This window comes from Actinomycetospora chiangmaiensis DSM 45062, assembly GCF_000379625.1.
Classification (GTDB): Bacteria; Actinomycetota; Actinomycetes; order Mycobacteriales; family Pseudonocardiaceae; genus Actinomycetospora; species Actinomycetospora chiangmaiensis.
Genome location: NZ_KB903248.1, coordinates 194,661 through 216,827 on the forward strand (window position 1 = coordinate 194,661; position 22,167 = coordinate 216,827).

General features: G+C 73.7%; 29 protein-coding genes and 1 other RNA gene. 13 read left to right on the top strand and 17 right to left on the bottom strand.

The genetic code is table 11. From position 1 onward, the window contains the following. Nucleotides 1–31 precede the first annotated feature (31 nt). Nucleotides 32–439, bottom strand: a complete 408-nt coding sequence (locus A3CO_RS0129090) for a MerR family transcriptional regulator (protein WP_245561630.1) — start codon at nucleotides 437–439, stop codon at nucleotides 32–34. Between the two features lie 170 nt (nucleotides 440–609). Beyond that, the gene (locus A3CO_RS0129095; RefSeq protein WP_018335790.1) at nucleotides 610–1,065 is read right to left on the bottom strand and encodes an Hsp20/alpha crystallin family protein; all 456 of its coding nucleotides are present in this window, start codon (nucleotides 1,063–1,065) and stop codon (nucleotides 610–612) included. Between the two features lie 133 nt (nucleotides 1,066–1,198). Here A3CO_RS0129095 and A3CO_RS0129100 point away from each other — a divergent pair, with 133 nt between their 5' ends. Beyond that, nucleotides 1,199–2,167, top strand: coding sequence for an aldo/keto reductase (locus tag A3CO_RS0129100; RefSeq protein ID WP_018335791.1), 969 nt, complete (start codon nucleotides 1,199–1,201; stop codon nucleotides 2,165–2,167). A 69-nt stretch (nucleotides 2,168–2,236) separates the two neighbouring features. Here the strand turns inward: A3CO_RS0129100 and A3CO_RS0129105 are convergent, their stop codons facing one another. Beyond that, the gene (locus tag A3CO_RS0129105; RefSeq protein ID WP_018335792.1) at nucleotides 2,237–2,407 is read right to left on the bottom strand and encodes a CsbD family protein; all 171 of its coding nucleotides are present in this window, start codon (nucleotides 2,405–2,407) and stop codon (nucleotides 2,237–2,239) included. Between the two features lie 152 nt (nucleotides 2,408–2,559). Between A3CO_RS0129105 and A3CO_RS34840 the strand changes: the two genes are divergently transcribed. Beyond that, nucleotides 2,560–3,297: an OBAP family protein gene (locus A3CO_RS34840; protein WP_018335793.1), complete on the top strand. Its 738-nt coding sequence runs from the start codon at nucleotides 2,560–2,562 to the stop codon at nucleotides 3,295–3,297. Here the strand turns inward: A3CO_RS34840 and A3CO_RS0129115 are convergent. The 3 genes from A3CO_RS0129115 to rnpB form a co-directional block, all read right to left on the bottom strand. Beyond that, the gene (locus A3CO_RS0129115) at nucleotides 3,294–3,629 is read right to left on the bottom strand and encodes a VOC family protein (protein WP_018335794.1); all 336 of its coding nucleotides are present in this window, start codon (nucleotides 3,627–3,629) and stop codon (nucleotides 3,294–3,296) included. The genes A3CO_RS34840 and A3CO_RS0129115 overlap by 4 nt on opposite strands. A 64-nt stretch (nucleotides 3,630–3,693) precedes the next feature. Then, on the bottom strand, nucleotides 3,694–4,224 hold the full coding sequence (locus A3CO_RS0129120; RefSeq protein WP_018335795.1) for a dihydrofolate reductase family protein: 531 nt from the start codon (nucleotides 4,222–4,224) through the stop codon (nucleotides 3,694–3,696). A 187-nt stretch (nucleotides 4,225–4,411) separates the two neighbouring features. Then, an RNA gene (gene rnpB / locus A3CO_RS36445) (RNase P RNA component class A) lies at nucleotides 4,412–4,826 on the bottom strand. Nucleotides 4,827–5,025: 199 nt separating this feature from the next. On the opposite strand from rnpB, the gene A3CO_RS0129125 reads away from it, so the two are divergent. Both A3CO_RS0129125 and A3CO_RS0129130 read left to right on the top strand, forming a co-directional pair. Further along, a complete protein-coding gene (locus tag A3CO_RS0129125) occupies nucleotides 5,026–5,826 on the top strand; it encodes a sulfite exporter TauE/SafE family protein (protein ID WP_018335796.1) in 801 nt (266 codons plus the stop codon). Continuing rightward, nucleotides 5,823–7,055: an SLC13 family permease gene (locus A3CO_RS0129130; protein WP_018335797.1), complete on the top strand. Its 1,233-nt coding sequence runs from the start codon at nucleotides 5,823–5,825 to the stop codon at nucleotides 7,053–7,055. Before A3CO_RS0129125 ends, A3CO_RS0129130 begins: the two co-directional genes overlap by 4 nt. Here the strand turns inward: A3CO_RS0129130 and A3CO_RS36435 are convergent. The 5 genes from A3CO_RS36435 to A3CO_RS0129155 are packed head-to-tail and all read right to left on the bottom strand — an operon-like array spanning nucleotide 7,052 to nucleotide 10,326. Then, nucleotides 7,052–7,573, bottom strand: coding sequence for an SAM-dependent methyltransferase (locus A3CO_RS36435; RefSeq protein ID WP_018335798.1), 522 nt, complete (start codon nucleotides 7,571–7,573; stop codon nucleotides 7,052–7,054). The two genes, A3CO_RS0129130 and A3CO_RS36435, sit on opposite strands and share 4 nt — an antisense overlap. After that, complete coding sequence (locus tag A3CO_RS0129140; protein WP_018335799.1) at nucleotides 7,570–8,259, bottom strand: histidine phosphatase family protein; 690 nt, start codon at nucleotides 8,257–8,259, stop codon at nucleotides 7,570–7,572. The genes A3CO_RS36435 and A3CO_RS0129140 overlap by 4 nt, the downstream gene beginning before the upstream one ends. Next, the gene (locus tag A3CO_RS0129145; RefSeq protein WP_018335800.1) at nucleotides 8,256–8,984 is read right to left on the bottom strand and encodes a zinc ribbon domain-containing protein; all 729 of its coding nucleotides are present in this window, start codon (nucleotides 8,982–8,984) and stop codon (nucleotides 8,256–8,258) included. The genes A3CO_RS0129140 and A3CO_RS0129145 overlap by 4 nt, the downstream gene beginning before the upstream one ends. Further along, the gene (locus tag A3CO_RS0129150) at nucleotides 8,981–9,847 is read right to left on the bottom strand and encodes a Nif3-like dinuclear metal center hexameric protein (protein ID WP_018335801.1); all 867 of its coding nucleotides are present in this window, start codon (nucleotides 9,845–9,847) and stop codon (nucleotides 8,981–8,983) included. The genes A3CO_RS0129145 and A3CO_RS0129150 overlap by 4 nt, the downstream gene beginning before the upstream one ends. Nucleotides 9,848–9,894: 47 nt before the next feature. Next, nucleotides 9,895–10,326: a MarR family winged helix-turn-helix transcriptional regulator gene (locus A3CO_RS0129155; protein ID WP_026205127.1), complete on the bottom strand. Its 432-nt coding sequence runs from the start codon at nucleotides 10,324–10,326 to the stop codon at nucleotides 9,895–9,897. 57 nt (nucleotides 10,327–10,383) lie between these two features. Here A3CO_RS0129155 and A3CO_RS0129160 point away from each other — a divergent pair, with 57 nt between their 5' ends. The 4 genes from A3CO_RS0129160 to A3CO_RS0129175 are packed head-to-tail and all read left to right on the top strand — an operon-like array spanning nucleotide 10,384 to nucleotide 12,892. Continuing rightward, nucleotides 10,384–10,755 carry a VOC family protein gene (locus A3CO_RS0129160; RefSeq protein WP_018335803.1) on the top strand — a complete coding sequence of 124 codons (372 nt, stop codon included), beginning with the start codon at nucleotides 10,384–10,386 and terminating at the stop codon, nucleotides 10,753–10,755. Nucleotides 10,756–10,773: 18 nt separating this feature from the next. Further along, on the top strand, nucleotides 10,774–11,271 hold the full coding sequence (locus tag A3CO_RS0129165) for a low molecular weight protein-tyrosine-phosphatase (protein WP_018335804.1): 498 nt from the start codon (nucleotides 10,774–10,776) through the stop codon (nucleotides 11,269–11,271). Continuing rightward, nucleotides 11,268–12,059, top strand: coding sequence for a fructosamine kinase family protein (locus tag A3CO_RS0129170; protein ID WP_018335805.1), 792 nt, complete (start codon nucleotides 11,268–11,270; stop codon nucleotides 12,057–12,059). Before A3CO_RS0129165 ends, A3CO_RS0129170 begins: the two co-directional genes overlap by 4 nt. Before the next feature lie 23 nt (nucleotides 12,060–12,082). Continuing rightward, on the top strand, nucleotides 12,083–12,892 hold the full coding sequence (locus tag A3CO_RS0129175; RefSeq protein ID WP_018335806.1) for an SURF1 family cytochrome oxidase biogenesis protein: 810 nt from the start codon (nucleotides 12,083–12,085) through the stop codon (nucleotides 12,890–12,892). A 75-nt stretch (nucleotides 12,893–12,967) separates the two neighbouring features. On the opposite strand, the gene A3CO_RS0129180 is transcribed toward A3CO_RS0129175, so the two are convergent. Continuing rightward, nucleotides 12,968–13,924 (bottom strand): cobalamin biosynthesis protein, encoded by a 957-nt coding sequence (locus A3CO_RS0129180; protein ID WP_018335807.1) that lies wholly within the window; start codon nucleotides 13,922–13,924, stop codon nucleotides 12,968–12,970. A 16-nt stretch (nucleotides 13,925–13,940) separates the two neighbouring features. Between A3CO_RS0129180 and tenA the strand changes: the two genes are divergently transcribed. Continuing rightward, complete coding sequence (gene tenA / locus A3CO_RS0129185) at nucleotides 13,941–14,591, top strand: thiaminase II (RefSeq protein ID WP_026205129.1); 651 nt, start codon at nucleotides 13,941–13,943, stop codon at nucleotides 14,589–14,591. Between the two features lie 52 nt (nucleotides 14,592–14,643). Here the strand turns inward: tenA and A3CO_RS40165 are convergent, their stop codons facing one another. Next, nucleotides 14,644–14,769, bottom strand: a complete 126-nt coding sequence (locus A3CO_RS40165) for a hypothetical protein (protein ID WP_018335809.1) — start codon at nucleotides 14,767–14,769, stop codon at nucleotides 14,644–14,646. 320 nt (nucleotides 14,770–15,089) lie between these two features. Between A3CO_RS40165 and A3CO_RS0129195 the strand changes: the two genes are divergently transcribed. After that, nucleotides 15,090–16,511 carry an MFS transporter gene (locus tag A3CO_RS0129195; protein ID WP_018335810.1) on the top strand — a complete coding sequence of 474 codons (1,422 nt, stop codon included), beginning with the start codon at nucleotides 15,090–15,092 and terminating at the stop codon, nucleotides 16,509–16,511. Nucleotides 16,512–16,553: 42 nt separating this feature from the next. On the opposite strand, the gene A3CO_RS0129200 is transcribed toward A3CO_RS0129195, so the two are convergent. Both A3CO_RS0129200 and A3CO_RS34850 read right to left on the bottom strand, forming a co-directional pair. After that, complete coding sequence (locus A3CO_RS0129200) at nucleotides 16,554–16,886, bottom strand: hypothetical protein (RefSeq protein ID WP_018335811.1); 333 nt, start codon at nucleotides 16,884–16,886, stop codon at nucleotides 16,554–16,556. 31 nt (nucleotides 16,887–16,917) lie between these two features. Beyond that, nucleotides 16,918–17,232: a hypothetical protein gene (locus A3CO_RS34850; protein ID WP_018335812.1), complete on the bottom strand. Its 315-nt coding sequence runs from the start codon at nucleotides 17,230–17,232 to the stop codon at nucleotides 16,918–16,920. A 121-nt stretch (nucleotides 17,233–17,353) separates the two neighbouring features. On the opposite strand from A3CO_RS34850, the gene A3CO_RS0129210 reads away from it, so the two are divergent. The 3 genes from A3CO_RS0129210 (at nucleotide 17,354) to A3CO_RS34855 (ending at nucleotide 19,518) form a co-directional block, all read left to right on the top strand. Further along, nucleotides 17,354–17,593 carry a hypothetical protein gene (locus A3CO_RS0129210; RefSeq protein WP_157647906.1) on the top strand — a complete coding sequence of 80 codons (240 nt, stop codon included), beginning with the start codon at nucleotides 17,354–17,356 and terminating at the stop codon, nucleotides 17,591–17,593. 169 nt (nucleotides 17,594–17,762) lie between these two features. Then, nucleotides 17,763–18,344, top strand: a complete 582-nt coding sequence (locus A3CO_RS0129220) for a GNAT family N-acetyltransferase (RefSeq protein ID WP_018335814.1) — start codon at nucleotides 17,763–17,765, stop codon at nucleotides 18,342–18,344. 508 nt (nucleotides 18,345–18,852) lie between these two features. Then, complete coding sequence (locus A3CO_RS34855) at nucleotides 18,853–19,518, top strand: recombinase family protein (RefSeq protein WP_018335815.1); 666 nt, start codon at nucleotides 18,853–18,855, stop codon at nucleotides 19,516–19,518. A 923-nt stretch (nucleotides 19,519–20,441) separates the two neighbouring features. On the opposite strand, the gene A3CO_RS34865 is transcribed toward A3CO_RS34855, so the two are convergent. Continuing rightward, on the bottom strand, nucleotides 20,442–20,945 hold the full coding sequence (locus tag A3CO_RS34865) for a GNAT family N-acetyltransferase (RefSeq protein WP_245561631.1): 504 nt from the start codon (nucleotides 20,943–20,945) through the stop codon (nucleotides 20,442–20,444). Next, the gene (locus tag A3CO_RS0129240; protein ID WP_018335817.1) at nucleotides 20,942–21,700 is read right to left on the bottom strand and encodes a YebC/PmpR family DNA-binding transcriptional regulator; all 759 of its coding nucleotides are present in this window, start codon (nucleotides 21,698–21,700) and stop codon (nucleotides 20,942–20,944) included. The genes A3CO_RS34865 and A3CO_RS0129240 overlap by 4 nt, the downstream gene beginning before the upstream one ends. Between the last annotated feature and the right edge of the window lie 467 nt (nucleotides 21,701–22,167).

Here is a 22,167-nt window from a genome sequence, read left to right on the forward strand (position 1 = left end):
GGCCTCCTCGTCGTCGGTCCGGACGCCGTGGTCAGGGGTCGGGCCGGTCGGCCTCGCGCCGCGCCTCCCGGGCCTCGTCGCGCTCCTCCCGCGCGGTGTCGCGCTCGCGCACGGCGACGTCGCGTTCCCGCCGGGCGTCGTCCCGTTCGGTGCGGGCGTCGTCCCGTTCGGTGCGGGCCGCGTCGAGGCTGCTGCGGAGGTCGAGGATCTCGGACGCGCTGGCGAGCGTGTGCCCGCCGTCGGCCAGGAGCCGCAGGGCGGCGACCCGGTCGAGCTGGCGCCGGGAGTAGCGCCGGTGGCCGCCGACGGAGCGGGCGGGACTCACCAGGCCCGCCGTGTCGAGGCTGCGCAGGAACGCGGGCGGGACGTCGAGCAGGTCGGCCGCCTGCCCCATTCCGTACGTGGGGTGGTCGGGATCGTCGAGGCGGTCGAGGGCCACGCGGCCGATCCTCTCCCATGCCGACCGCTGCGCCCGGACGTGCCGGACGGGGCGGGCCGTGCTGCACCCGCCCCGCCCGGTCTCGGACAGGGTCACTGATGTCTCGTCGTGGTGGTCATGGAGCTGCGGGGAGCACACCACCTCCTCCGGTCACGGCCGTCACGGACCGGTCAGGACGACGAGGCCGGGGCCTCGTGATCGGCGTGGTCGGCGTCGATCGACCGGGGCGCGGCCGCGTGCTCCACGGAGATCTGACGGGGCTTCGCCCGCTCCGCGACGGGGATCGTCAGGGACAACACCCCGTCGACGTAGGTGGCGTGGAGCCGCTCGACGTCGAGATCCCGGCCGAGGCTCAGCTGACGGCTGTAGCGCCCGCGCGGACGTTCCGCGACCAGCCACTCGCCGGAGTCGGCCGGTGCCGTGCGCTCGGCCTTCACCGTGACCGTCTGCCCCTCCGCGGTGATCTCGATCGACCCGGGATCGACGCCCGGGACGTCGAAGGCGGCGACGACGTGGTCGCCGGCGCGGTAGAGGTCCATCGGCATGCCGGTGCCGGGCTGGCCGCGCCACCCGGTGAGCCGGTCGAGGGAGCGGAAGGCGTCCACGGGGTCGTAGTTCAGCAGCACGATCGGTCATCCCCTTTCTGAGCCGCACTGCTATCTCCAGCTGACTGACGGTCATAGTTATAGGTAGATCTGCAGGTTCTGTCAACACCTTCGCTCCGGTATTGGGCGGGACCGGCGCGGGGCATCCGTGGGCATGCAGACGGCGAGACTGGGTGACCTCAAGGTGGGCCGCATCGGGCTGGGCGCGATGGGCATGTCCCACGGCTACTCGGGGGCGGGGCAGGACGACGACGAGTCGATCCGCACCATCCACCGGGCGCTCGACCTCGGTGTCACGCTCATCGACACCGCCGAGGTCTACGGGCCCTACGTGAACGAGGAGCTGGTGGGGCGCGCGCTCGCGGGCCGGCGGGAGCAGGCCGTCGTCGCGACGAAGTACGGCATGATCTCCCACACCGGCCGTGACGGTGCCGACTCCTCCCCGGAGAGCGTGCGGCAGGCCGTCGAGGGATCGCTGCGCCGCCTCGGCACGGACCACGTCGACCTGCTCTATCAGCACCGGGTGGACCCGCGGACGCCGATCGAGGAGACCATCGGCGCGGCGGCGGAGCTGGTGAGGGCGGGCAAGGTCCGCTACCTGGGGCTGTCCGAGGCGTGGATCGACACGATCCGCCGCGCGCACGCCACATACCCGATCACGGCGCTGCAGTCGGAGTACTCCCTGTGGACCCGCGAGCAGGACGAGGTGCTCCCGGTGCTGCGCGAGCTCGGGATCGGGCTGGTCCCCTACTCGCCGCTCGGCCGCGGTTTCCTCACCGGCACGATCCGCTCGGTCGCCGACTTCGACGACGGCGACATGCGCCGCAACAACCCCCGCTTCGCCGAGGAGAACTTCCGCGCGAACCTGGCCGCGGCCGACGAGGTCCGCGCGGTGGCCGACGACGCCGGGTGCACCCCCGCCCAGGCCGCCCTCGCGTGGGTGCTCTCGAAGGGCACCGACATCGCGCCGATCCCGGGGACGAAGCGCGTGTCGCGCCTGGAGGAGAACGTCGGCGCGGACGCGGTCACGCTCACCTCCGAGCAGCTCGCCCGTCTCGACGCGGCCACCCCCGCCGTCGGGGGGCACCACTCCGCCTCGCAGATGACGCTGATCGAGAGGTGACCTGCGGTCCTGTGAGTACTTTTCCGTGTCGGGGCACGGAAAAGTACTCACAGGCGCGCAGCGCACCTCCTACGAGAACGCGTCCTTCACCTTCGAGGCGCGCTCCTTCACCTCACCCTTCGCCATGTCGGCCTGGCCGCTGCGCTCGAGCTTCTTGTTGCCGGTGAGCTTCCCGGCCTGCTCCTTCGCCTTGCCCTTGACCTGCTGGGTGCGGTTCTTCGCCGTGTCGTCGACCGTCATGGTCACGACGGCACCACGCCGTCCGCCCGATCGCACCGGTACCGGACGGTAGGACGACGGGTGCCCGAGCGGCCTGGGCCGGGTGCGTCGGCGCCGCTCCGGCGTCCGCGTCGCTCCGTTTCGCCGCGCGCGGGCGTCGGGCACCTGCCGGTATGTCGCGCGCGGGATGGTTCGGACTGGGGGCGGCCGCCGCGGCGGGCGTGGCGCTGGGACGCACGGTGGTGGGGAGCGCCGCGGTCGGCGCGGGCCATCCGTGGAGGCACCGGGTGCTGGACGCGGCCTCGGGCGTGATGCAGCAGAAGTATCCGGTGGACGCGATGAGCACCTACCTCAACGGCTTCCACTTCTACGCCGACGACATGGGCCGCCAGGTCGAGGCCAGCCACTTCTGCATCCACCTGCGGCACGACCTGCACCAGTGCGTCATCTTCGACCGCAACGCCCACGACGCCCGCCTGATCGGCATCGAGTACATCGTCAGCGCGGAGCGGTTCCGGGCCCTGCCCGAGGACGAGAAGCGGCTCTGGCACAGCCAACACCACGAGGTGTCCTCGGGCGTCCTCGTCGCCCCGGGCATCCCCGAGATCGCGGAGCGGGCCTACTTCTCCGACCTGATCACCACCTACGGCAAGACCTTCCACACCTGGCAGTACGACCGCGACGACTTCCCCTACGGCATCCCCCGGCTGATGATGGCGTTCACCGCGGAGGGGCAGGCCGACGAGGCGGCGGTCCGCGACCGGGACCGCCGCCTCGGGGTGTCGGCCCCGGAGCGGCAGCGCAAGCGCTCGGGCATCCCCCGTCCCGACGTCGAGGCGGGCGCCAACGCCTGGGAGTCCGGCCGGACCGTGCAGACGCGGCTCGAGGAACTGCCCGTCCGCTCCGGTTAGTCCTGCAGCAGGCCGAGCACGTTGCCGTCCGCGTCGGTGACGGTGGCCGTGAGGCGCCCGCCCCCGACGTCCTTCGCGGGCTGGGTGACCACCGCGCCGGCGGCCGTGACCGCCGCGAGGGTCGCTTCGATGTCGTCGACGTGCCAGTAGCCGACCGGGCCGGTCATCCCGCTGTTCGGGACGAGCCCGATGTGCTGGCCAGCGACGTCGTAGCCCACGTAGTACGGGGCGTCGGCGGTCGGCTCGACGCCGAGCAGCGCGGTGTAGAGCGGCTCGGCCTTCTCCAGGTCGCTCACGGGGTGCAGCACGGTGCGGATGCCCTGGTTCGCCATGGTGTCCTCCTCGGGGTTCCGGTGTCCTTCGTGATGCTGACCCGTGCCGGCGCGCAGGTGTGACTCAGCCCCGTGGCACGTACCGCGTCGCCACCACGCCGCCGTCGAACTCCTCGCGGCTCACCGGCACGAGGTCGAGCTGCCCGTCGAGCCCGGCGAACAGCGTCGGCCCCCGGCCCACCAGGCACGGGTGCACCACGAACTCGTACTCGTCGATCAGGCCGAGCTTCGCCAACGCGAGTGGGAGCTGCACGCCGCCGCAGTACAGCCCCTCGCCCGGCTCCTCCTTCAGCCGCCGCACGGTCGACTCCAGCGCGGCGGGGCGCACCAGCTCCGCGTCCCGGTCGACGTCGTCGAGGGTGTCCGACACGACGTACTTCCGCGCCGCGTTCATCACCTTCGCGAACGGCTCCGCGGCGACCGACGGCTCGCGCCAGAACTCCATCAGCTGGTACGTCACGCGCCCGAAGAGCAGGGCGTCGGCGCGTGCGATCGTCGCCGCCGCGTGGTCGTGCAGGTCCGCGCTCGGCCGGAACGCGTCGTGACCCACGCACCCGTCGAGCGAGACGTTGATCGAGTAGCGGAGCGGTCGCATCGCAGGACGGTAGCGTCCTTCTGCAGGACCGCGAAGCGCCCGATCAGTCGATCCGCTCGGGCGGCCAGGGATCGGCCGCGTGATCACCAGTCCCTGAGCGGGCCCACGGGCGCCGCGCCAGGCCCGTCAGGGACTGTTGATCATCAGGCGGGGCCGCCCGACGCCGGACGGCCCGCGTTCGTAGGGGCGGACGAGTCGGCCTGTAAGCCGGATCCTGTGCCCACGGCCCCTCACGGGATCGTGGGTGGCGACCATCCATCTCGGCCCGTCGTCGCCGACGGGCTCCAGCGGTCTACCCGCAGGTCTCGGGCGGGCAGCCCTCGAACGACCTGCGCGACGGGCACGCCCGTCTTCTTGACCTTGCTCCGGGTGGGGTTTACCGAGCCGTCCTGGTCACCCAGGACGCTGGTGGTCTCTTACACCACCGTTTCACCCTCACCGCCGGTTCGAACCGATGGCTCGCGCCGACGGCGGTCTGTTCTCTGTGGCACTGTCCCGCGGGTCACCCCGGGTTGCTGTTGGCAACCACCCTGCCCTGTGGAGTCCGGACTTTCCTCGACGGGGACCTCGTGGGTCCCCGACGCGGCCGCCCGGCCGGCTCGTCCGCCGCCTGGAGTCTACCGACCCGGGCCCGGAGCCCCCGCCGTCCGCACGCCCGGGCCTCAGGAATGTGCCACCGACGACGCGAGGCCCCGCAGAACCGCCCGAACCGGACGCCCGCGAAAGCTCGCTGCGCCCCCGCCACCGGGCCCCGCTACCGTCCCGCCCCGTGCCGGAGACGCAGCGACGCGGAGCTCGACCATGACCGACCCGTCCGTGCTGCAGATCGTGCTGCTCGTCGTCCTCGGCCTGATCGCCGGTGCCGTCAACGCCATCGCGGGCGGCGGCTCGCTGATCGTCTTCCCGATCCTGCTGGCGGTCGGGCTGCCGCCGCTGCAGGCGAACGTGACGAACTCGGTCGCACAGTGGCCGGGGTACGCGGGCTCGACGATCAGTGCGCGGGACGACCTGGCCGGGCAACGGCGGCGCGCCGCCCTGACCTCGGCCGTCGCCGTCCTCGGGTCGGCGCTCGGCTGCACCCTGCTCCTGGTGCTGCCCGCGTCGGTGTTCGACGCGATCGTGCCGGTGCTGGTCCTGCTCGCCAGCCTCACGCTCGGGTTCCAGCCGCAGCTCAAGCGGGCCAGCGCGGCGGCCGCCCGCCGTCGTCGGGACCGGCAGGGCACCGCCCACGAGGCGGTCCCCGACCAGCGCTACCCCGTCCTGCTGCCGGTCACGTTCGTCGCGTGCGTCTACGGCGGCTACTTCGGTGGCGCGCTCGGGGTCATCCTCATCGCGGTGCTGTCGCTGCTCGTGAACGACTCGCTGCAGCGCCTCAACGCGCTCAAGGTCCTGTTGTCGCTGGTCACGGCGTCGGCGACCGTGGTCATCTTCGCGCTGTTCGCGCCGGTGAACTGGTTCGCGGTGCTCCTGCTGGCGCCGAGCACGCTCGTCGGCGGCTACCTCGGCATCCTCGTGGCGAAGCGGATGCCCGATGCGGTGCTGCGCTGGTCGGTGGTGGTGCTCGGCGTCGCGGTCGCGATCTACCTGTTCCTGAAGGGATGACCGCGCTCGCGATCGTCCTGCTGGTAGCGGTCCTCGTCGTCGCCGTCGTCCGGCCCGCCGGGCTGCCCGAGGCGACGGCGGCGATCCCGGCGGCCGCGGTCGTCGTCGGGATCGGACTCCTCAGCCCGGCGGCGGCCTGGAGCGAGATCGAGAGACTCGGCCCCACCGTCGGCTTCCTCGCCGCCGTCCTCGTCCTCTCCCACCTCGCGGACGCCGAGGGCGTGTTCACGTGGGCGGGCTCGCTGCTGCGCCGGGAGGGGCTGTTCGGCCGCGTCTTCGTCATCGCGGCGGTCACCACGGCCGTCCTCTCCCTCGACGCCACCGTCGTCCTGCTCACACCCGTCGTCGTGCGGGCGGCGAAGCGCCTGCGGGTGGCGGCGGCGCCCGCCGCCTACGCCTGCGCGCACCTGGCCAACTCCGCGTCGCTCCTGCTGCCCGTGTCGAACCTGACCAACCTGCTCGCGGTCGGCGCCACCGACCTGTCGTTCCTGCGCTTCGCCGCGCTCATGGCACTCCCCTGGCTCGCCGTCCTGCTCGTCGAGTACGTCGGCCTGCGGTGGGTCTTCCGCCACGACCTGCGGACCGAGGAGCCCGTTCCCGACGACGGGGCGGAGCCGGTCGGGGTCCCGACCTTCGCCCTCGTCGTGCTCGCCCTGACCCTCGTCGGGTTCGGCGTCGCGTCGCCGCTCGGGGTGGAACCGGTGTGGGTCGCGGTCGGCGGGGCGCTCGTCCTCGGGGCCCGGTCGCTGACGAAGCGGCGGACCACCGTCCGGAGGCTGATCGGCGCCGCCTCGCCCCTGTTCTGCCTGTTCGTGCTGGCACTCGGCATCGTCGTGGCCGCCGTCGGACGCCAGGGGCTGTCCGGACTCCTCGGCGACCTGCTCGGCGGTCTGGGTACCGGGTTCGGCGGGCTGCTCGCCGTCGCCGCGATCGCGGCCGTGCTGGCCAACGTCGTCAACAACCTGCCCGCGACGCTGCTGCTACTCGCCGCGCTGGGACCGACGGCCGCACCCGTCGTCGTGTTGGCGATGCTCATCGGCGTCGGGGTGGGCCCGAACCTGACCTACGTCGGGTCGCTCGCGACCCTGCTGTGGCGCCGCGTGATGCTCGCCGAGGGCGAGGAGCCGTCGATCGGGCGCTTCACCGTCGCCGGTCTGGTGACGACCCCGGCGGGGCTGGTGCTCGGCGTGTGCGCCCTCTGGGCGGGCGCGAACGTCCTGGGCCTCTAGGGCCGCGACGCGCACACCGCGTACATCCCCACCTTCTCGACGCCGGGTCGCGCGGCCGGCCAGTCGACGACGTCGACCATCCCGGGCGCCGCGATCGTCAGCCCGTCGAACGCGTTCAGGAGCTCGGCCCGCGAGCGCAGCGTCACCGGGTTCGCGCTGCCCCGGAACACCTCGGCGGCGGCCCGGATCCGGGAGTGCGCCACCGCCACCGCCTCGTGGTCGACGTACGCCACCCGGGCCGCCGGGGCGATCTCGTGGACGTTCCCGACCGTCGGCACCCCCGAGCCGAGGTCCAGGAACTGGTCGATCCCCCGCTCCACGCACCACTGCACGACGTGGCAAAGGTAGGCCCGGCTCGACCGCGCCGCGTGGCGGGCCGTGCGGTTGGAGGCCTCGATCCGGTTGGCGTGCTCCCGGTCCACCGCGACGTTGTGGGCGCCGCCGAGCCAGTAGTCGTACATGCGCGCGACGTTGGCCCGCTCGACGTCGACGCCGGGCGGCACGGCGGGATCGGTCACGGCAGGTAGGACGTCTCGTTGACCAGGCGCACGCTCGCGCCGCCGTCCGACCAGAAGTCCACGACCGACAGGCACGCCAGGTCCAGGTGCATCCGGAACAGCAGCGACGGGCCCGCGTCGAGGGCCAGCTTGAGCACCGTCTTGATCGGCGTCACGTGGCTGACCAGCACCACCGTCGACCCGGCGTAGCGCCCGAGCAGTCCCTGCAGCGCGCCCGACACCCGGGTCTCGACGTCGGCGAACGACTCCCCCTGCGGCGGTGCCAGTGACGGGTCGGCGAGCCACGCGGCGTGCACCTCGGGGTCCTGCTCGGCCGCCTCGCGGAACGTCAGGCCCTCCCACGTGCCGAAGTCGGTCTCGATGAACCCGTCGTCGACCTCGACCGGCAGCCCGAGCGCGGTGCCGACCGCACCCGCCGTCGCGAACGCCCGGGCGAGCGGCGAGCTGACGACCGCAGCCGCCTCCGGGTAGCGCCCGGCGACCGCCTTCGCCGCCGCGGCGGCCTGGGCACGGCCGAGCTCGGTCAGCTCCGGGTTGCCGCGACCGGAGTAGCGGCGCTCCACCGACAGCGGCGACTGGCCGTGCCGGAGCAGCACGATCCGGGTCGGCACCGCCGTCCCGCGCCCCGTCCAGGCGCCGGCCGGGTTCGCGGCGCTGGTCCCCGTCGCTCCGCCCGCCCCGGTCACTTCCCCGTCCGCACGACGATCGCCCCGCAGTTCTCGCAGCGCACGACGTCGTCGGGCGCCGCGCCCTGGATCTCCCGCAGCTCGCTGCGGTCCATCTCCAGCCGGCACGCGCCGCAGCGGTTCCCCACCAGCTCCCCCGCGCCCGCGCCGCCCCGCGCCCGGAGCTTCTCGTAGAGGGCGACGAGGTCCTCGGGGAGTTCCTGCAGCAGGGCGGTGCGCTCCTCGCCGCGGCGGACCTCGACGACGTCGATGTCGCCGAGCACGCCGTCGCGGCGCTCGACGGCGTCCGCGAGCGCGGTCCGCGCGGCGTCGTGGGCCTCGGTCTCGTGCTTCAGGTTCACCCCCGCCGCCTCCTGGCGCTCCATCACCTCGAGCTGCTCCTCCTCGAGCACCGCGCGGCGGCGCTCGAGGGACGCGAGCTCGTGCTGCAGGTCGCTCGCCTGCTTGGCCGAGACCGAGCCGTTCGCCAGCAGCTGCTGGTCCCGGGTCTCGCGGGTGCGCACCTGCTCGACCTCGCGGTCGAGCTTGGCGACGTCGCGGTCCAGGTCGGAGAGGGCGGTCTGCGCGACCACGACGGCGTCCTGGGCCGCGCGCAGGGTGCGCTCGGCCTCCTCGACCGCGGCCTGCTCCGGCAGCGTCCGGCGCCGGTGCTCGGCGCGGGAGAGCTCGGCGTCGACCGCGGCCAGGTCGAGCAGACGGCGCTGGGCGCTGGGATCGGCCTTCACGGGCCCTCCTTCACGACGTCGGGGGTGGTGGCGGCGTGTCCGCCGAGGGTCCAGGGGTCGGTGCGCCGTGTCGAGACCGTCACGGTGACGCCGGGAAGCGCGCGTCGCAGGACGTCGGCCGCCTGCTCGCACCACGGGTGCTCCGAGGCCCAGTGCGCGACGTCGACCAGCGCGGGCGCCCCGGCCCGCTGCAGGTGCTCGTCGGCGGGGTGGTGGCGCAGGTCGCCGGTGACGTAGGCGTCGACCCCGGCCGCCCGCGCGAGGTGCAGCATCGAATCGCCGGCGCCGCCCGAGACGGCGACCCGCTCGATCGTGCGGGCCGGGTCGCCGGCTCCCCGGACACCCCAGGCCGTCGTCGGGAGGGCCGCCCCGACCCGCGCGACGAACGCCTCGAAGGTCTCCGGGGCGGGCAGCGTGCCGATCCGGCCGATGCCCGACGACGGGTCCAGCTGCCCGTCCACGACGACGCCGAGGGCGGCCGCGAGCGCATCGGACACGCCGGGCGTCGCGGCGTCGGCGTTCGTGTGCGCGGCGAACAGCCCGACGCCGGCGCGGATGAGGCGGTGGACCACCGCGCCCTTGGGCTGGTCGGCCGGCACGCCGTGGACGCCGCGCAGCAGCAGCGGGTGGTGGGTGACCAGCAGGTCTGCGCCGGCCGCGATCGCGTCGTCGACCACCGCGGCGGTGGGGTCGACCGCGACGTGGACCCGGGTGACCGGCTCGTCGGGGTCACCGCAGACGAGGCCGACCGCGTCCCAGTCCTGGGCCAGGTCGGGCGGGTAGGCGGCCTCGAGGGCGGCGACGGCGTGGGAGACGCAGCGGAGCGGAGCTCGACCGGTCTGCTCGGCGAGGGGAACAGGCATGGCGGCGCCATTGTGGTCCACACCGGGACGCGCCGGGGTGATCGGGATCAGGAGAACGCGTCCCGACACGTCAGGAGGTCGGTCAGCAGCCGCCGGCGCCCGTCGTCGTCGAACCCCGCGAGCATCCGGTGCTCCACCGCGGCCACCGCCCGGCTCGCCTGCGCCAGCACGCGCCGCCCCTCGTCGGTGAGCTCCGTCGGCCGGGAGCGGCCGTGGGAGGCCTCCGCGGGACGGGTGAGCAGGTCCCGCTCCTGGAGGCCGCGCAGCACCTGGTTCATGGCCTGGCGGGTCACGAAGGTCGCGCGGGCGAGCTCGGAGTTGGACAGCCCGGGGCGCTGCCCCAGCACCTCGAGGCACGAGTACTGGGAGACCGTGAGTTCGAGGGGGCGCAGGGCGTCGTCCATCGCGCCGCGCAGGGCCGCGGCGGCCTGCTTCAGCACGTACCCCACCGACATCCCCAGGTCCCCGACTTGACGCATGTCAACATCCTGACACACACTCCGCAGTGTCAATCCAGCTGACATCGAGGAGTCGACATGGCCGTCTCCGGCCCCAGCTTCATCGCCCTGCAGGTCCGCGACCTCGAGCGCGCCGCCGCCTTCTACGCGGACACGCTCGGCCTTATCCGCGCGCCCGTCGCCCCGCCCGGGGCGGTCGTCTTCGCCACCCGCCCGATCGCGTTCGCGGTCCGCGAGCCGCTCCCCGGCGTCGACCTCGACGCCGTCGTCCCGCGACCCGGCCACGGCGTGGCGCTGTGGCTGCACGCCGACGACGCGCAGGGCCTGCACGATCACCTCGCCGCCGCGGGGGTGGCCGTACTCGCCGCGCCGACCGACGGCCCCTTCGGCCGCCAGTTCACGTTCGCCGACCCCGACGGCTACGCCGTCACGGTCCACGACGGGGCCTGAGGCGGGACACTGGGCGCCGTGATCCGACTCGTCACCGTCTGCACCGGCAACATCTGCCGTTCCCCGATGGCCGAGCAGGTGCTGCGCGTCGCCCTCGCCGACGCGGGCCTGTCCGACCGCGTGGAGGTGAGCAGCGTCGGGATCGGCCCGTGGCACGTCGGGGAGCCGATGGACCGGCGGGCCGCAGCGACGCTCTCGGCCCACGGCTACACCTCCGAGCACGTGGCGCGGCAGGTGGCCGACGACGTCATCGACGCCGACCTCCTGCTCGCCGCCACCGCCGACCACGCCCGGGACCTGCGCCGCGCGGGGGCCGACCCGGAGGCCGTCCGCCTGCTCCGCTCGTTCGACCCGGCGGCCTCGGACGGCGCGGAGGTGCCCGACCCGTACTACGGCGGTGACGAGGGCTTCGACGAGGTCCTCGCGATGATCGAGGCGGCCGCGCCGGGTGTGGTGGCGTGGGTGCGGGAGACGGAACGCATCGGAGCTCGACCCGTCGGGGAGGAGCGGTCGTGACCCGTCTCCTCGGGCGCGACGTCGTGGCGGCCCGCTCCCTCGGGTCGGTCGAGGTCTGCAGCCTCGACGACGGGCGCGAGGTGGTGGTCAAGCGTGGCGACGTCGCCGCCGAGGCCGCGGGGCTGCGCTGGCTGGCCGAGCCCGGCGTCGTCGCGGTGCCCGAGGTGCTCGACGCCGACGACGCGACTCTGCTGACGACGGTCGTGCCGCGCGGCGCGGCGTCGCGGACGGCCGCGGCGGACTTCGGGCGGTCGCTCGCGGCGCTGCACGCGGCCGGCGCGCCGGCCTTCGGGGCGCCGCCCCCGGACGGGCCGGCCGACGCGTGGATCGGGGAAGCGCCGATGCGGAACGACCCGCACGACGGGCCGTGGCTCGACTGGTACCTCGCCGACCGGGTGCAGCCCTACCTGCGGATGGCGGTCGACCGGGGCGCGCTGTCGGCATCGGCCGCGTCGAGCATCGAGGGGGCGTCGCTGCGGCCCGGGCCCGAGGAGGCGCCCGCGCGCCTGCACGGCGACCTGTGGAGCGGGAACGTCCTGTGGTCGGACGACCGGGCCTGGGTGATCGACCCCGCCGCCCACGGCGGGCACCGCGAGACCGACCTCGCCATGCTCGCCCTCTTCGGCTGCCCGCACCTCGACACGGTGCTCGCGGCCTACGACGAGGCCGCCCCGCTCGCCGACGGCTGGCGCGACCGCGTGGGGCTCCACCAGCTCTTCCCGCTGCTCGTGCACGCGGCGTTGTTCGGCGGCGGGTACGGCGACGCCGCGCTCCGAGCGGTGACCTGACACGACGGCGTCATACTGGGGAGGTGCGCTTCCTGCTCCGCCCCGGCTGGATCGCCCTGACGTTGGCGGTCGCCGGGTTCGCCTTCGGCTGCTACTACCTGCTCGCGCCCTGGCAGTTCCACCGCAGCGACGAGCGCGACGGCGCGAACGCCGCCCTCGTCCGGGCCGTGTCCACCGCGCCGGTGCCCCGCGCCGAGCTCGTGCCGCGGGGCGCGGAGCCCGACGCGGACGCGGCCTGGCGGCAGGTGGTCGTCACCGGCTCCTACCAGGGCACCGACGTCCTGGCCCGGCTCCGCTCGGTCGACGGCAGCGCGGCGAGCGAGGTCCTCACGCCGTTCCGGACGACGGACGGCGACACCCTCCTCGTCGACCGCGGCTACGTCCGCCCCGACGGTGTCGTGCTCCCGCCGGTCGCGCCGGCGCCCGGAGGCGTGGTCACGCTCGTCGCCTACCAACGCCCCGACGAGAGCCCGACCGACCGCGCCCCGATCGACCAGGCCGGCTTCCGGCAGTTCTACGCGATCGACGCCGCCCAGATCGGGCCCGTGGTCGGCGCGCCGCTGAGCCCGGGCTACCTGCAGCTGCTCCCCGACCAGCCCGGCACCGTCACCGCCGTCCCCCTCCCCCCGCCCGACCCGAACTCGTCGTACTCCTACGCCTGGCAGTGGTTGATCTTCGGGGTCATGGCGATGGGCGGCTGGGTGTACTTCGTGCGCCTCGAGTACCGCACGCGCCAGGAGCAGGAGAGCGTTCCCGACGCCGGGTCGGGGCCGGCTCCGGAGCCCGCACCTCGGACCACCGCCGACGTCCTCGCCGACCGGTACGGCCGCTGAGGGCCGACCCGAGCCGCTGGTCCGCCTGCGAGAGTCACACCACGCAGGATTCGTCGCGCCCGGGGCTGCCCCACGTCACCCCCGCGGGCCGGACCCGAGAGTCGCGGCGACGCCCGCCGTGACGAGCGCCGACGCCACGGTGACCACCCGGGAGAGCCGGACGGCCCGGCCGAGGTCGGCGACCCCGGGCGGCGGACCGGAGCCGAGGGTCGGGCGGTCCTGCACGCCGTAGGGGTAGACGGTCCGCCCGCCGAGGCGACGGTCGAGGGCGCCTGCGAAGGCCGCCTCGACGGGGCCGGCGTTGGGACTGGGGTGCCGCGCGGCGTCGGCGCGCCACGCCCGCAGCGCGCGCGCCGGGCGTCCCCCGACCACCGGCGCCGCACCCGCCGTCAGGAACGCGGCGAGGCGGGCCGGGACGCCGTTGAGCACGTCGTCGAACCGGGCGCTCGCCCACCCGAAGCGGCGGTGGCGGTCCGACAGGTGCCCGACCATGGCGTCGAGCGTGTTCGCCGCCCGGTAGCCGAGCAGTCCGGGCGCCCCCGCGACGGCGCCCCAGACCAGGGGCGCGACGACGGCGTCCGAGGTGTTCTCCGCCACCGACTCCAGCGCGGCGCGCGCCAGCCCGTCCGCGTCGAGGGACGACGGGTCCCGCCCGCACAGCGACGGCAGGCGGCGGCGGGCGGCGGCGAGGTCGTCGGCGGTGAGCTCCGCGGCGAGCGCCGACCCCTCCCCCGCGAGCGACCGCCCGCCCAGCACGGCCCAGGTGGCGACCCCCGTGACCAGCACGCGCCCGGTCCACGAACGCGCCACGGCCCGCTCGACGAGCGCGCCGCCGACCACGGTCGCCCCGACCAGGACCGCGGTGTACGCCACCCCGCGCGGTCGCGAGTCGGCCCACCACGCCCGTTCGAGACGCCCCGCGACGGCGCCGAACACAGCGACCGGGTGTCCGCGTCGGGGGTCACCGAGCACCGCGTCGGCGGCGACGCCCAGGAGCAGACCCACGGCACGCGACGACACGGCACCGATCATGACAGTGTCGGTGCCCGTGACCTTCAGCGACGAGCTCTGGGACTCCGCGGCCGACGTCTACGACGCCGTGCGCGCCCACCCGTTCCTCACCGGCCTGACCGACGGGACGCTGCCGCACGCGGCCTTCGGGTACTTCGTCACCCAGGACAGCCTCTACCTGCGCGGCTACGCCCGGGCGCTGGCCGTGCTCGCGGCGCGGGCACCGACCGAGGACGACACCACACTGTTCGCCCAGCACGCCGCGGGCGCGATCGCCGCCGAGCAGGAGATGCACGCGGAGCTGTCGGCGTCGCTGCGGATCGACCGCTCGGCGGCGTCGGCCCCGACGACGCTCGCCTACACCAGCTACCTGCTCGCGACGGTGCACGGCGGGTCGTTCGCCGAGGGTCTCGGTGCGGTCCTGCCCTGCTACTGGATCTACGCGCGGGTCGGTGAGGCCCTGCTCGCCGAGTCGTCACCCGACCCGCTCTACGCGCGCTGGATCGCGATGTACGGCGGCGACGAGTTCCAGGCGGTGGTCGACGCGGCGGTCGGCGTCATGGACCGGGTGGCCGCCGACCTGGCGCCCGTAGAGCGCTCGCGGGTGGTCGAGCACTACCGGACGACGTCGCGCTACGAGTGGATGTTCTGGGACGCCGCCTGGCGCCAGGAGGCATGGCCGGTCTGAACACGACGACGGCGGGCCCCCGAGGGGGACCCGCCGTCGTGAGATCGAGGGCTCAGACCTCGGCAACCTCGGTCGCCGCGGTGCGCCGCCAGTTGCGGTGCGCGTAGGCGGCGAGGCTCGAGGCCACTCCGAATCCTGCACCGGCAACGACGACCATCGACACGAGAACAGCAGCCATGGGTGGCTCCTCCTCACCACATGCACGCGCCGCGTCCGGTGCTCGGATCCGGATGACCCGGCCGGGGGGACGGCACTTGCGAACGTCGGATGCTGGCTGCATCCACCCCGTATGACGTGTCGATCTCGGGCCGTGTTCCATCGTCGGGCCGGTGGATCTCCGTGTGCCGTGTCACCCTGCTCTCGGAGCGGGTCTCCCATCGAGACAGGCAATGCGGACATCGCCCCGGCAGTCGACATGCGGGTTTCCGCGGCGCGGCGGATGGTTATCGGTTCGGACCGAGTGCGCGACGCGCGTTCGCGAGGCGGGAAGGACATGTCGTGACGGATACGGCGGAGGCAGGGACCGGCGGGACGCCACCCAACATCACGGTCACCGACGACGCGACGATGAAGCGGGCCGTGGGTGCGGCGGCGGTCGGGAACATCACCGAATGGTTCGACTTCGGCGTCTACGCCTACCTGGCGACGACGATCGAGGCGAACTTCTTCCCTCCCGGCCCCCTCGCGCAGATCGGCGTGTTCGCGGGCTTCGCGGTGTCGTTCCTCGTCAGACCGCTGGGCGGGCTGTTCTTCGGGCCGCTGGGTGACCGGATCGGCCGGACGAAGGTCCTCTCGATCACCGTCATCATGATGGCCATCGGGACATTCCTGCTCGGCTTCATCCCGCCGTACTCCGCGATCGGCATCTGGGCGCCGATCCTGCTCGTGCTCTGTCGCGTGGTGCAGGGCTTCTCCACCGGCGGTGAGTACGCGGGCGCGATGACGTTCATCGCGGAGTACTCGCCGGACCGTCGACGCGGCTTCTTCGGCAGCTTCCTCGAATGCGGGACGTTCATCGGCTACGCGCTCGGAGCCACCGTCGCGACCGTCATCCCGCTGATCTCGACGCCGGAGTTCGCGTCGACCTGGGCCTGGCGCATCCCGTTCTTCATCGCGCTGCCCCTCGGCATCGTCGGGGTCTACCTGCGGGTGAGGCTCGAGGAGACGCCCGCCTTCCAGACCCTGCTCTCGGAGTCCGAGGAGCGTGAGGGCCAGCAGGCCGGCGAGGGCATCAAGAAGCTGTTCGTGAAGTACTGGCCCGCGATGCTCACGGCCGGTGGGCTGGTCGTGGCGTGGAACATCACGAACTACATGCTCACCAGCTACATGCCGACGTTCCTCGAGGACAACGTCACCGCGGTCGGCGGCCAGGCCATCGACACGACCACGTCCCAGATCATCCAGATCGTGATCCTCTGGATCGGCGTCTTCGTCATCCCCGCGCTCGGGATGCTGTCCGACCGCGTCGGACGCAAGCCGCTGCTCTACGCCGGCGCGATCGGCCTGATCGTGCTCGCCGTGCCGATCCTCTACATCCTGCAGCTCGGCTCGGTCGTGCTCGTGGCCGTCGGTCTCGCCGTGATGGGGCTCCTGCTGGTCCTCTTCTCGTCGACCTGCCCGTCGACGCTGCCGGCCCTGTTCCCCACCGAGGTCCGCTACGGCGGGCTCTCGATCTCGTTCAACATCTTCGTCTCGGCCTTCGCCGGGACGACGTCGTTGATCATGTCCGCCCTCGTCCTCGGCACCGGGTGGGGCTACTGGCCCGCGGTGTACCTGATCTTCGCCGGCGTCGTCGGACTGATCGTGCTGGTCAAGCTCCAGGACCCGGCCGGCAAGCCGCTGCCGGGCTCGAACCCCGCGGTCTCGACACCCGAGGAGGCGCGGGAGCTGGCCGCCTCCGGTGCCGCCACGCGCGGCTGACCGTTCCCGACGACGGGTCCTCCCCAGGACCCGTCGTCGGGATCAGGCCGGGCGGCGCAGGACGAAGCGGCTCTCGACGACGGTGGTGTACGTGCCCGAGGAGTGCACGTAGCCCGTCGGATAGAGGGCGTGGTGCGGGCCGCCGAACTGCACGAGCTCCCAACCGTCACGGCCGAGCCGGTTGAGGTGCTCGGCGAACAGCCGGGCCCAGGGGACGCTGTAGGGCCGGTACTCCTCGAAGATCAGCTCGTCCTTCGGCCCGATCGCGTACGCCTGCCACTCGGCGGTGTCGTGGCTCGACGACGACGGGTCCAGGTCGGCCTTCGCCAGCTGGACGGCGGAGATCTCGAGGGTCGCGTACTCCCAGGCGGTCACGCCCGGCAGCCTGACACGTCGGGACCGCCGATCACGACGCCCGTTTCTGCCGGGACGTCGGCGGGACGGCGCGCGGCGGCCGCAGCGGGGACACGACCCCGCGTCGGAGGCTGGCGCGGCCCACCGGGATGCCGGCGCGCGGGCGTTCGACGTACTGCCCGCCGAGGGTCTGCGGGCCGCGGCCCGGGGCCGACGCCATGGAGTCCCCGAGCAGGAACCCGCCGGCCTTCAGGACGAGCCCGACGACCACGACGACGATGCCGAGCACCAGGTGACCGAGGACGATCGCCGCGATCCCGGCGGCCAGGGCCGCGAATCCGGTGAGCAGCAGGACCGCCGTACGCATCCTCAGCACGGTAGGTGATGGCCGCCCGGACCGCGCTGCTCTGATCGGGTCGTCCATCGTGGTGACGTGCGCGGAGCGCGCCCGTAGGGTGCGCGTGAGCGATCATCATCTGGAGGGGTGCATGAGGGAAGTCGCCGTCCGTTACGTGAACGGACCGCTGCAGGGCGTGGGTGCGGTGTCGCTGCCCGACGACGGACCGGACGAGCCGCCGCTGCTGCAGCGCATCCCGCTCCCCACCACCGAGCGCGGGCTCCGGGAGACGATGTCGCGCATGGTCGGCGGCCAGGGGCACGCCGTGTACGAGCGCACGACGCGCAACGACTCCGAGGAGTGGGAGTACCAGCTCGTCCGGGTCGAGTGAGCGTCGACTGGCGATCATCGTCCGATGGTCCGTCGGGTGATCGTGCCCGGGCGACGGTGGTCGGACGACCATCGGGGGTGCCGGTCGTCGGGCGTGACGGTCGTCGGGTGATCGTCGCCCGCGTCGGCGGTCGTGGCGCGGGCGCGAGGCCGCGGAGGAGGATGCGGCCATGACCGGAGCCGCCGCACCGCAGACCCATCCGGACGTCGTCGTGCGCCCGGCCGAGGAGGCGGACGCCGCCCGGATCGCCGACGTCTTCGGTGGGTACGTGCTCGCCTCCATCGCGACGTTCGTGGAGGACCCGCCATCGGCGGAGGTCTGGCGCGAGCGGATCGCCGCGGCCCGGGGGCACAAGCTGCCGTTCGTGGTCGCCGACCTTCCCGCGGGCCGACCGGGCGCGCCGACCGCGGGTCTGTCCGTGGCCGGGTTCGCCGCCTGCGCGCAGTTCCGCCCGCACGCTGCGTACCGCTACACGGTCGAGGACTCGGTCTACATCGCGCCGGAGGCGACCGGGCAGGGGCTGGGCGGCCGGCTGCTCGGCGCGCTCGTGGAGGGCCTCGACCGGACCGACGTCCGTCAGGTGGTGGCCGTGATCGCGACGTTGCCCGACGCCCGCCACGACACCCCGTCGATCGTCCTGCACCGCCGACTCGGTTTCGAGGTGGTGGGCCGAATGCCCGCCGTCGGCTACAAGCAGGGGCAATGGGTCGACACCGTGATCATGCAGAAAGACCTTCGCGGCGGGAGCTGAAACTGCGCCGCTCGGCCCCCGAATGCGCTCGGGGTCCTGTCGGAAAAGGTGACGGGTTGATGCCGTGTCACTTTCAGGGGAATGCGCCGCACCGCCGTCACGAGTGAGCCCCGCGTCCGTTCCATCATCGGACGCCGGATCACCTCGACGGCGTCCGACATCCCGGCCGGGCGCCCGCCGCCACGGTGCGCCCGACCGGGCCCACCCGGCGATCCCCCAGAGTGACCCTGCGACCTGCGGCGATGGTGGACGCCACCCACGGGGCGGCACGTCGGTGACGCGGCCGGTGGGGGCGCCACCGACCCTGCGCCCGATCGGGCGAAATTCGCGGTCGAAAGTTCAGGGCTCAACGGAACAACGCTCACCGCACAACGCGCTCACTCAGTGAGAGAATCGGGCGTGTTCGCACGGCTGATTCCGCCGGACGCTCGACGGAAAACCCGTTGCCTATCGTCGTCCCGGGCCCGGAAAGAGCGCGTTCGCGCGGTTGTCCGTAGCATTCCGGCCCGTGGAACCTGCTCATCGCGACCTCCTCGCGGCCGAGCCGGAGGAGACCTCCGGCGAGGTCGTGGGGTACGGGCGTGGGTCGACCAGCACGCCCAGCGAGGCAGGGGACCCGGAGGAACAGCGCGCCGCGCTGGTGGCGGCGGGCTGCACCCGACTGTTCGTGGACGCCTCGTCGGGCAAGGGCGGGGCGGCCCGCCCCGAGTTCGACGCCTGCCTCGCCTCGCTCGCGCCCGGTGACGTCCTCGTCGTCGTACGACTGGACCGGCTGACGCGGTCGCTCCCCCAGCTGGTCGGCCTGGTGAGCGACCTGCGGAGCCGCGGGGTCGGGTTCCGGTCCCTGCACGAGGGTCTCGACACCACCACCCCCGGTGGCCGCCTGGTCTTCCACGTGTTCGCCGCGCTGGCCGAGTTCCTGCGTGAGCTGCTCGTCGAGGGCACGCGCGACGGCCTGGCCGCCGCCCGCGCCCGGGGACAGCGCCTGGGCCGCCCGCCCGCCCTCTCCCCCGACCAGGTCTCCCAGGCCCGGTCCATGCTGGCCCGCCCGGAGAACTCGGTCGCCTCGATCGCCCGGCTCCTCGGCGTGAGCCGCTCCACGCTCTACAAGCACGTCCCCGAGCTCGGGGGCCGCCAGGTGGTGCCGCCGGGGCCCGAGACCGGTGCCCTCTGACCTCTCGGTCCTCTCAGTCCCCTCAGTCCCCGCGGGTGCCCGCGACGCGTCGGCCGCGCCCCGTGGCGCCGCTCCGGGCGCGGACGCGTGCCGCCCGGGCGGCCTCGCGCACGGTCGGGCGATCGGCGACGTCGTCGGTCGGCTCCGTGACCACGGTCGGGGCGTCCGCGACCGGTTGCGCGGGTGTCCGCGGCGCGGGGGCGGTTCCCGCCGGAGGCACGGACGGGGTGGGAGCCTGCGGCGCCGACCGGGGTGGCGGGGCCGGGTGCGGCCCGACCGGCACGGTCGGCGCGGCGGCCGGGACTCCCGGACGGGGCGGCGGGACGACTCCCGACGGACCAGGACGTGATGGCCCTGGCAGCGACGACCGGGACGCGATCGGCGGTGGCATCGGACCACCGGGCGGCTGAGCTGGACGCTGACCCGGCGCCGGTCCCGGCGACACGCCAGCCGTCGTCGGGACGGGCGACCGTCGGGGCGGCTGCAGCCCCGGTGCCGCGGCGGGCAGCGGCGCGGCGGGCAGCGGAGCGGCCGACTGCGGTGCGGCCGACTGCGGCGGTGCGGCCGGCGGTGGTGCGGCCGACCGCGGCGATCCGGCGGGTCGCGGTGGCGCGGCCTCAGCCCCGGCTCCGACGGCCGGGCGCCCCCGGTCGAACCACCGCAGCGTCCGACCGGCGGCCCACGCGTTGCCACCCGCCACGATCGCCACGCCCAGCGCGATGACCCCCACGGGCCACACGCCCGCGAAGACGAGCCCGAGGCACGCGAGCAGCGCGGCCACCGCGACCAGCGCGGCCGCGACCATCGTCGAGGCCGCCGCTGCGCCGGACTCGTGCACGCAGTACCAGGGGAGCCTGAGCCGCCGTCGGGAGCTCGTCACAGCAACGGCAACGGGTCGGGGCGGCCCGGGTGACGGTCCACCCTCACGGGGCGAGGCGTCGCATGCGCACGACCGCGACCCCCGCGGCGTCGAGCTCCCTCCCGGTCTCGACGTAGCCGTGCCGGGCGTAGAGCGCGAGGTTGCCGATACTGCGGTCGCCGGTCACCAGCGCCGACTCGACGCCCGGGGCGAGGTCCGCGTGGGCGGCGACGATGAGGGCTGTGCCGATTCCCTGCCCCTGCAGGTCGGGCGCCACCGAGCAGCGCGCGAAGCCGACCGGCCCGGGCCCGTCCACCCCGTGCAGCCGGACGCTGCCCACGAGTCGTGGACCGAGCCACGCGGACCACCCCCGCGTGTCCGGGCGCGCGAGGTCGACGGCCAGCTCGTCGACCGTCTCCAGCAGCGGCGGGATGGCGAAGCTCCCGTAGAGCCGGCCCTCCGACAGGAACGCCGCGTACTGGACGGTCAGTGCCTCGCCCGCGTGCTCGGGCCGCAGCCGGTCGACGACGACCGGCACCGACCCGGCGTCGGGAAGAGGCGTACTCACACCTCGGCCATGACCTCGTCGGAGGCGTCGAAGTTGGAGTAGACGTTCTGGACGTCGTCGGAGTCCTCGAGGGCGTCGATGATGCGCAGCACCTTGCGGGCGCCGTCGGCGTCGACCTCGACGTTCATCGACGGGACGAACGACGCCTCCGCCGACTCGTAGTCGATCCCGGCGTCCTGGAGCGCCTTGCGGACGGCCACGAGGTCGGTCGCCTCACTGAGGATCTCGAAGTTCTCGCCGAGGTCGTTGACCTCCTCGGCGCCGGCCTCGAGGACCGCGAGCAGGACGTCGTCCTCGGCGAGCTCGGTCCCGCCCTGCTCCTTGGCGACGATGATGACGCCCTTGCGGTTGAACAGGTAGGCGACCGACCCGGGGTCGGCCATCGCGCCGCCGTTGCGGCTCATCGCGATCCGGACCTCACCCGCCGCCCGGTTCTTGTTGTCGGTCAGGCACTCGATGAGCACCGCGACCCCACCCGGCGCGTAGCCCTCGTACGTGATCGCCTGGTAGTCGGCGCCGCCGGCCTCGGCCCCCGACCCACGCTTCACCGCACGGTCGATGTTGTCGTTCGGGACCGACGTCTTCTTCGCCTTCTGGATGGCGTCGTACAGCGTCGGGTTGGCGCCCGGGTCTCCCCCGCCCGTCCGCGCCGCGACCTCAATGTTCTTGATCAGCTTCGCGAACATCTTGCCGCGCTTGGCGTCGATGGCGGCCTTCTTGTGCTTCGTCGTCGCCCACTTGGAGTGGCCGCTCATGACTCTCCCGCCCTTCGTCGTCCGCGCGTGGCCGTGCGGCGCCGGGCCACCGCGATCCACGGGAAAGGGTGCCGACGCCGGCACGGGCGGCGAGGACCCGCTGCGGGGCCCGTCGCGCTCCTACCTCGACCGTCGAGTCTACCGGGCCCCTCTTCCCGACGGCGGGTCGTCCCCGGGCTTCCCTGGCCGGCCTCGGCTCGATAGATCGTGATCATTTCGTGATCTTCGGTGGCGGACTGGGCTGGGGTTTTCCAGCCGTGACTGTCGGGGGTTCGAACTACAGTTCGGATCATGACGGCGGAGACGGTGTTCCCGGTGGGCGACGGGGTGTTCGACNCCCCGCTGCCGCCGGTGCCGTTCTCCGACCCGCGTGACGCTCCTGGCCAGGAGTGCGAGGCCGGGCTGGTCGCCTGGCAGGCGCGGTTGGTGCACGACGAGTGGCGTCGGGCGTGCTGGATGTTGGAGAC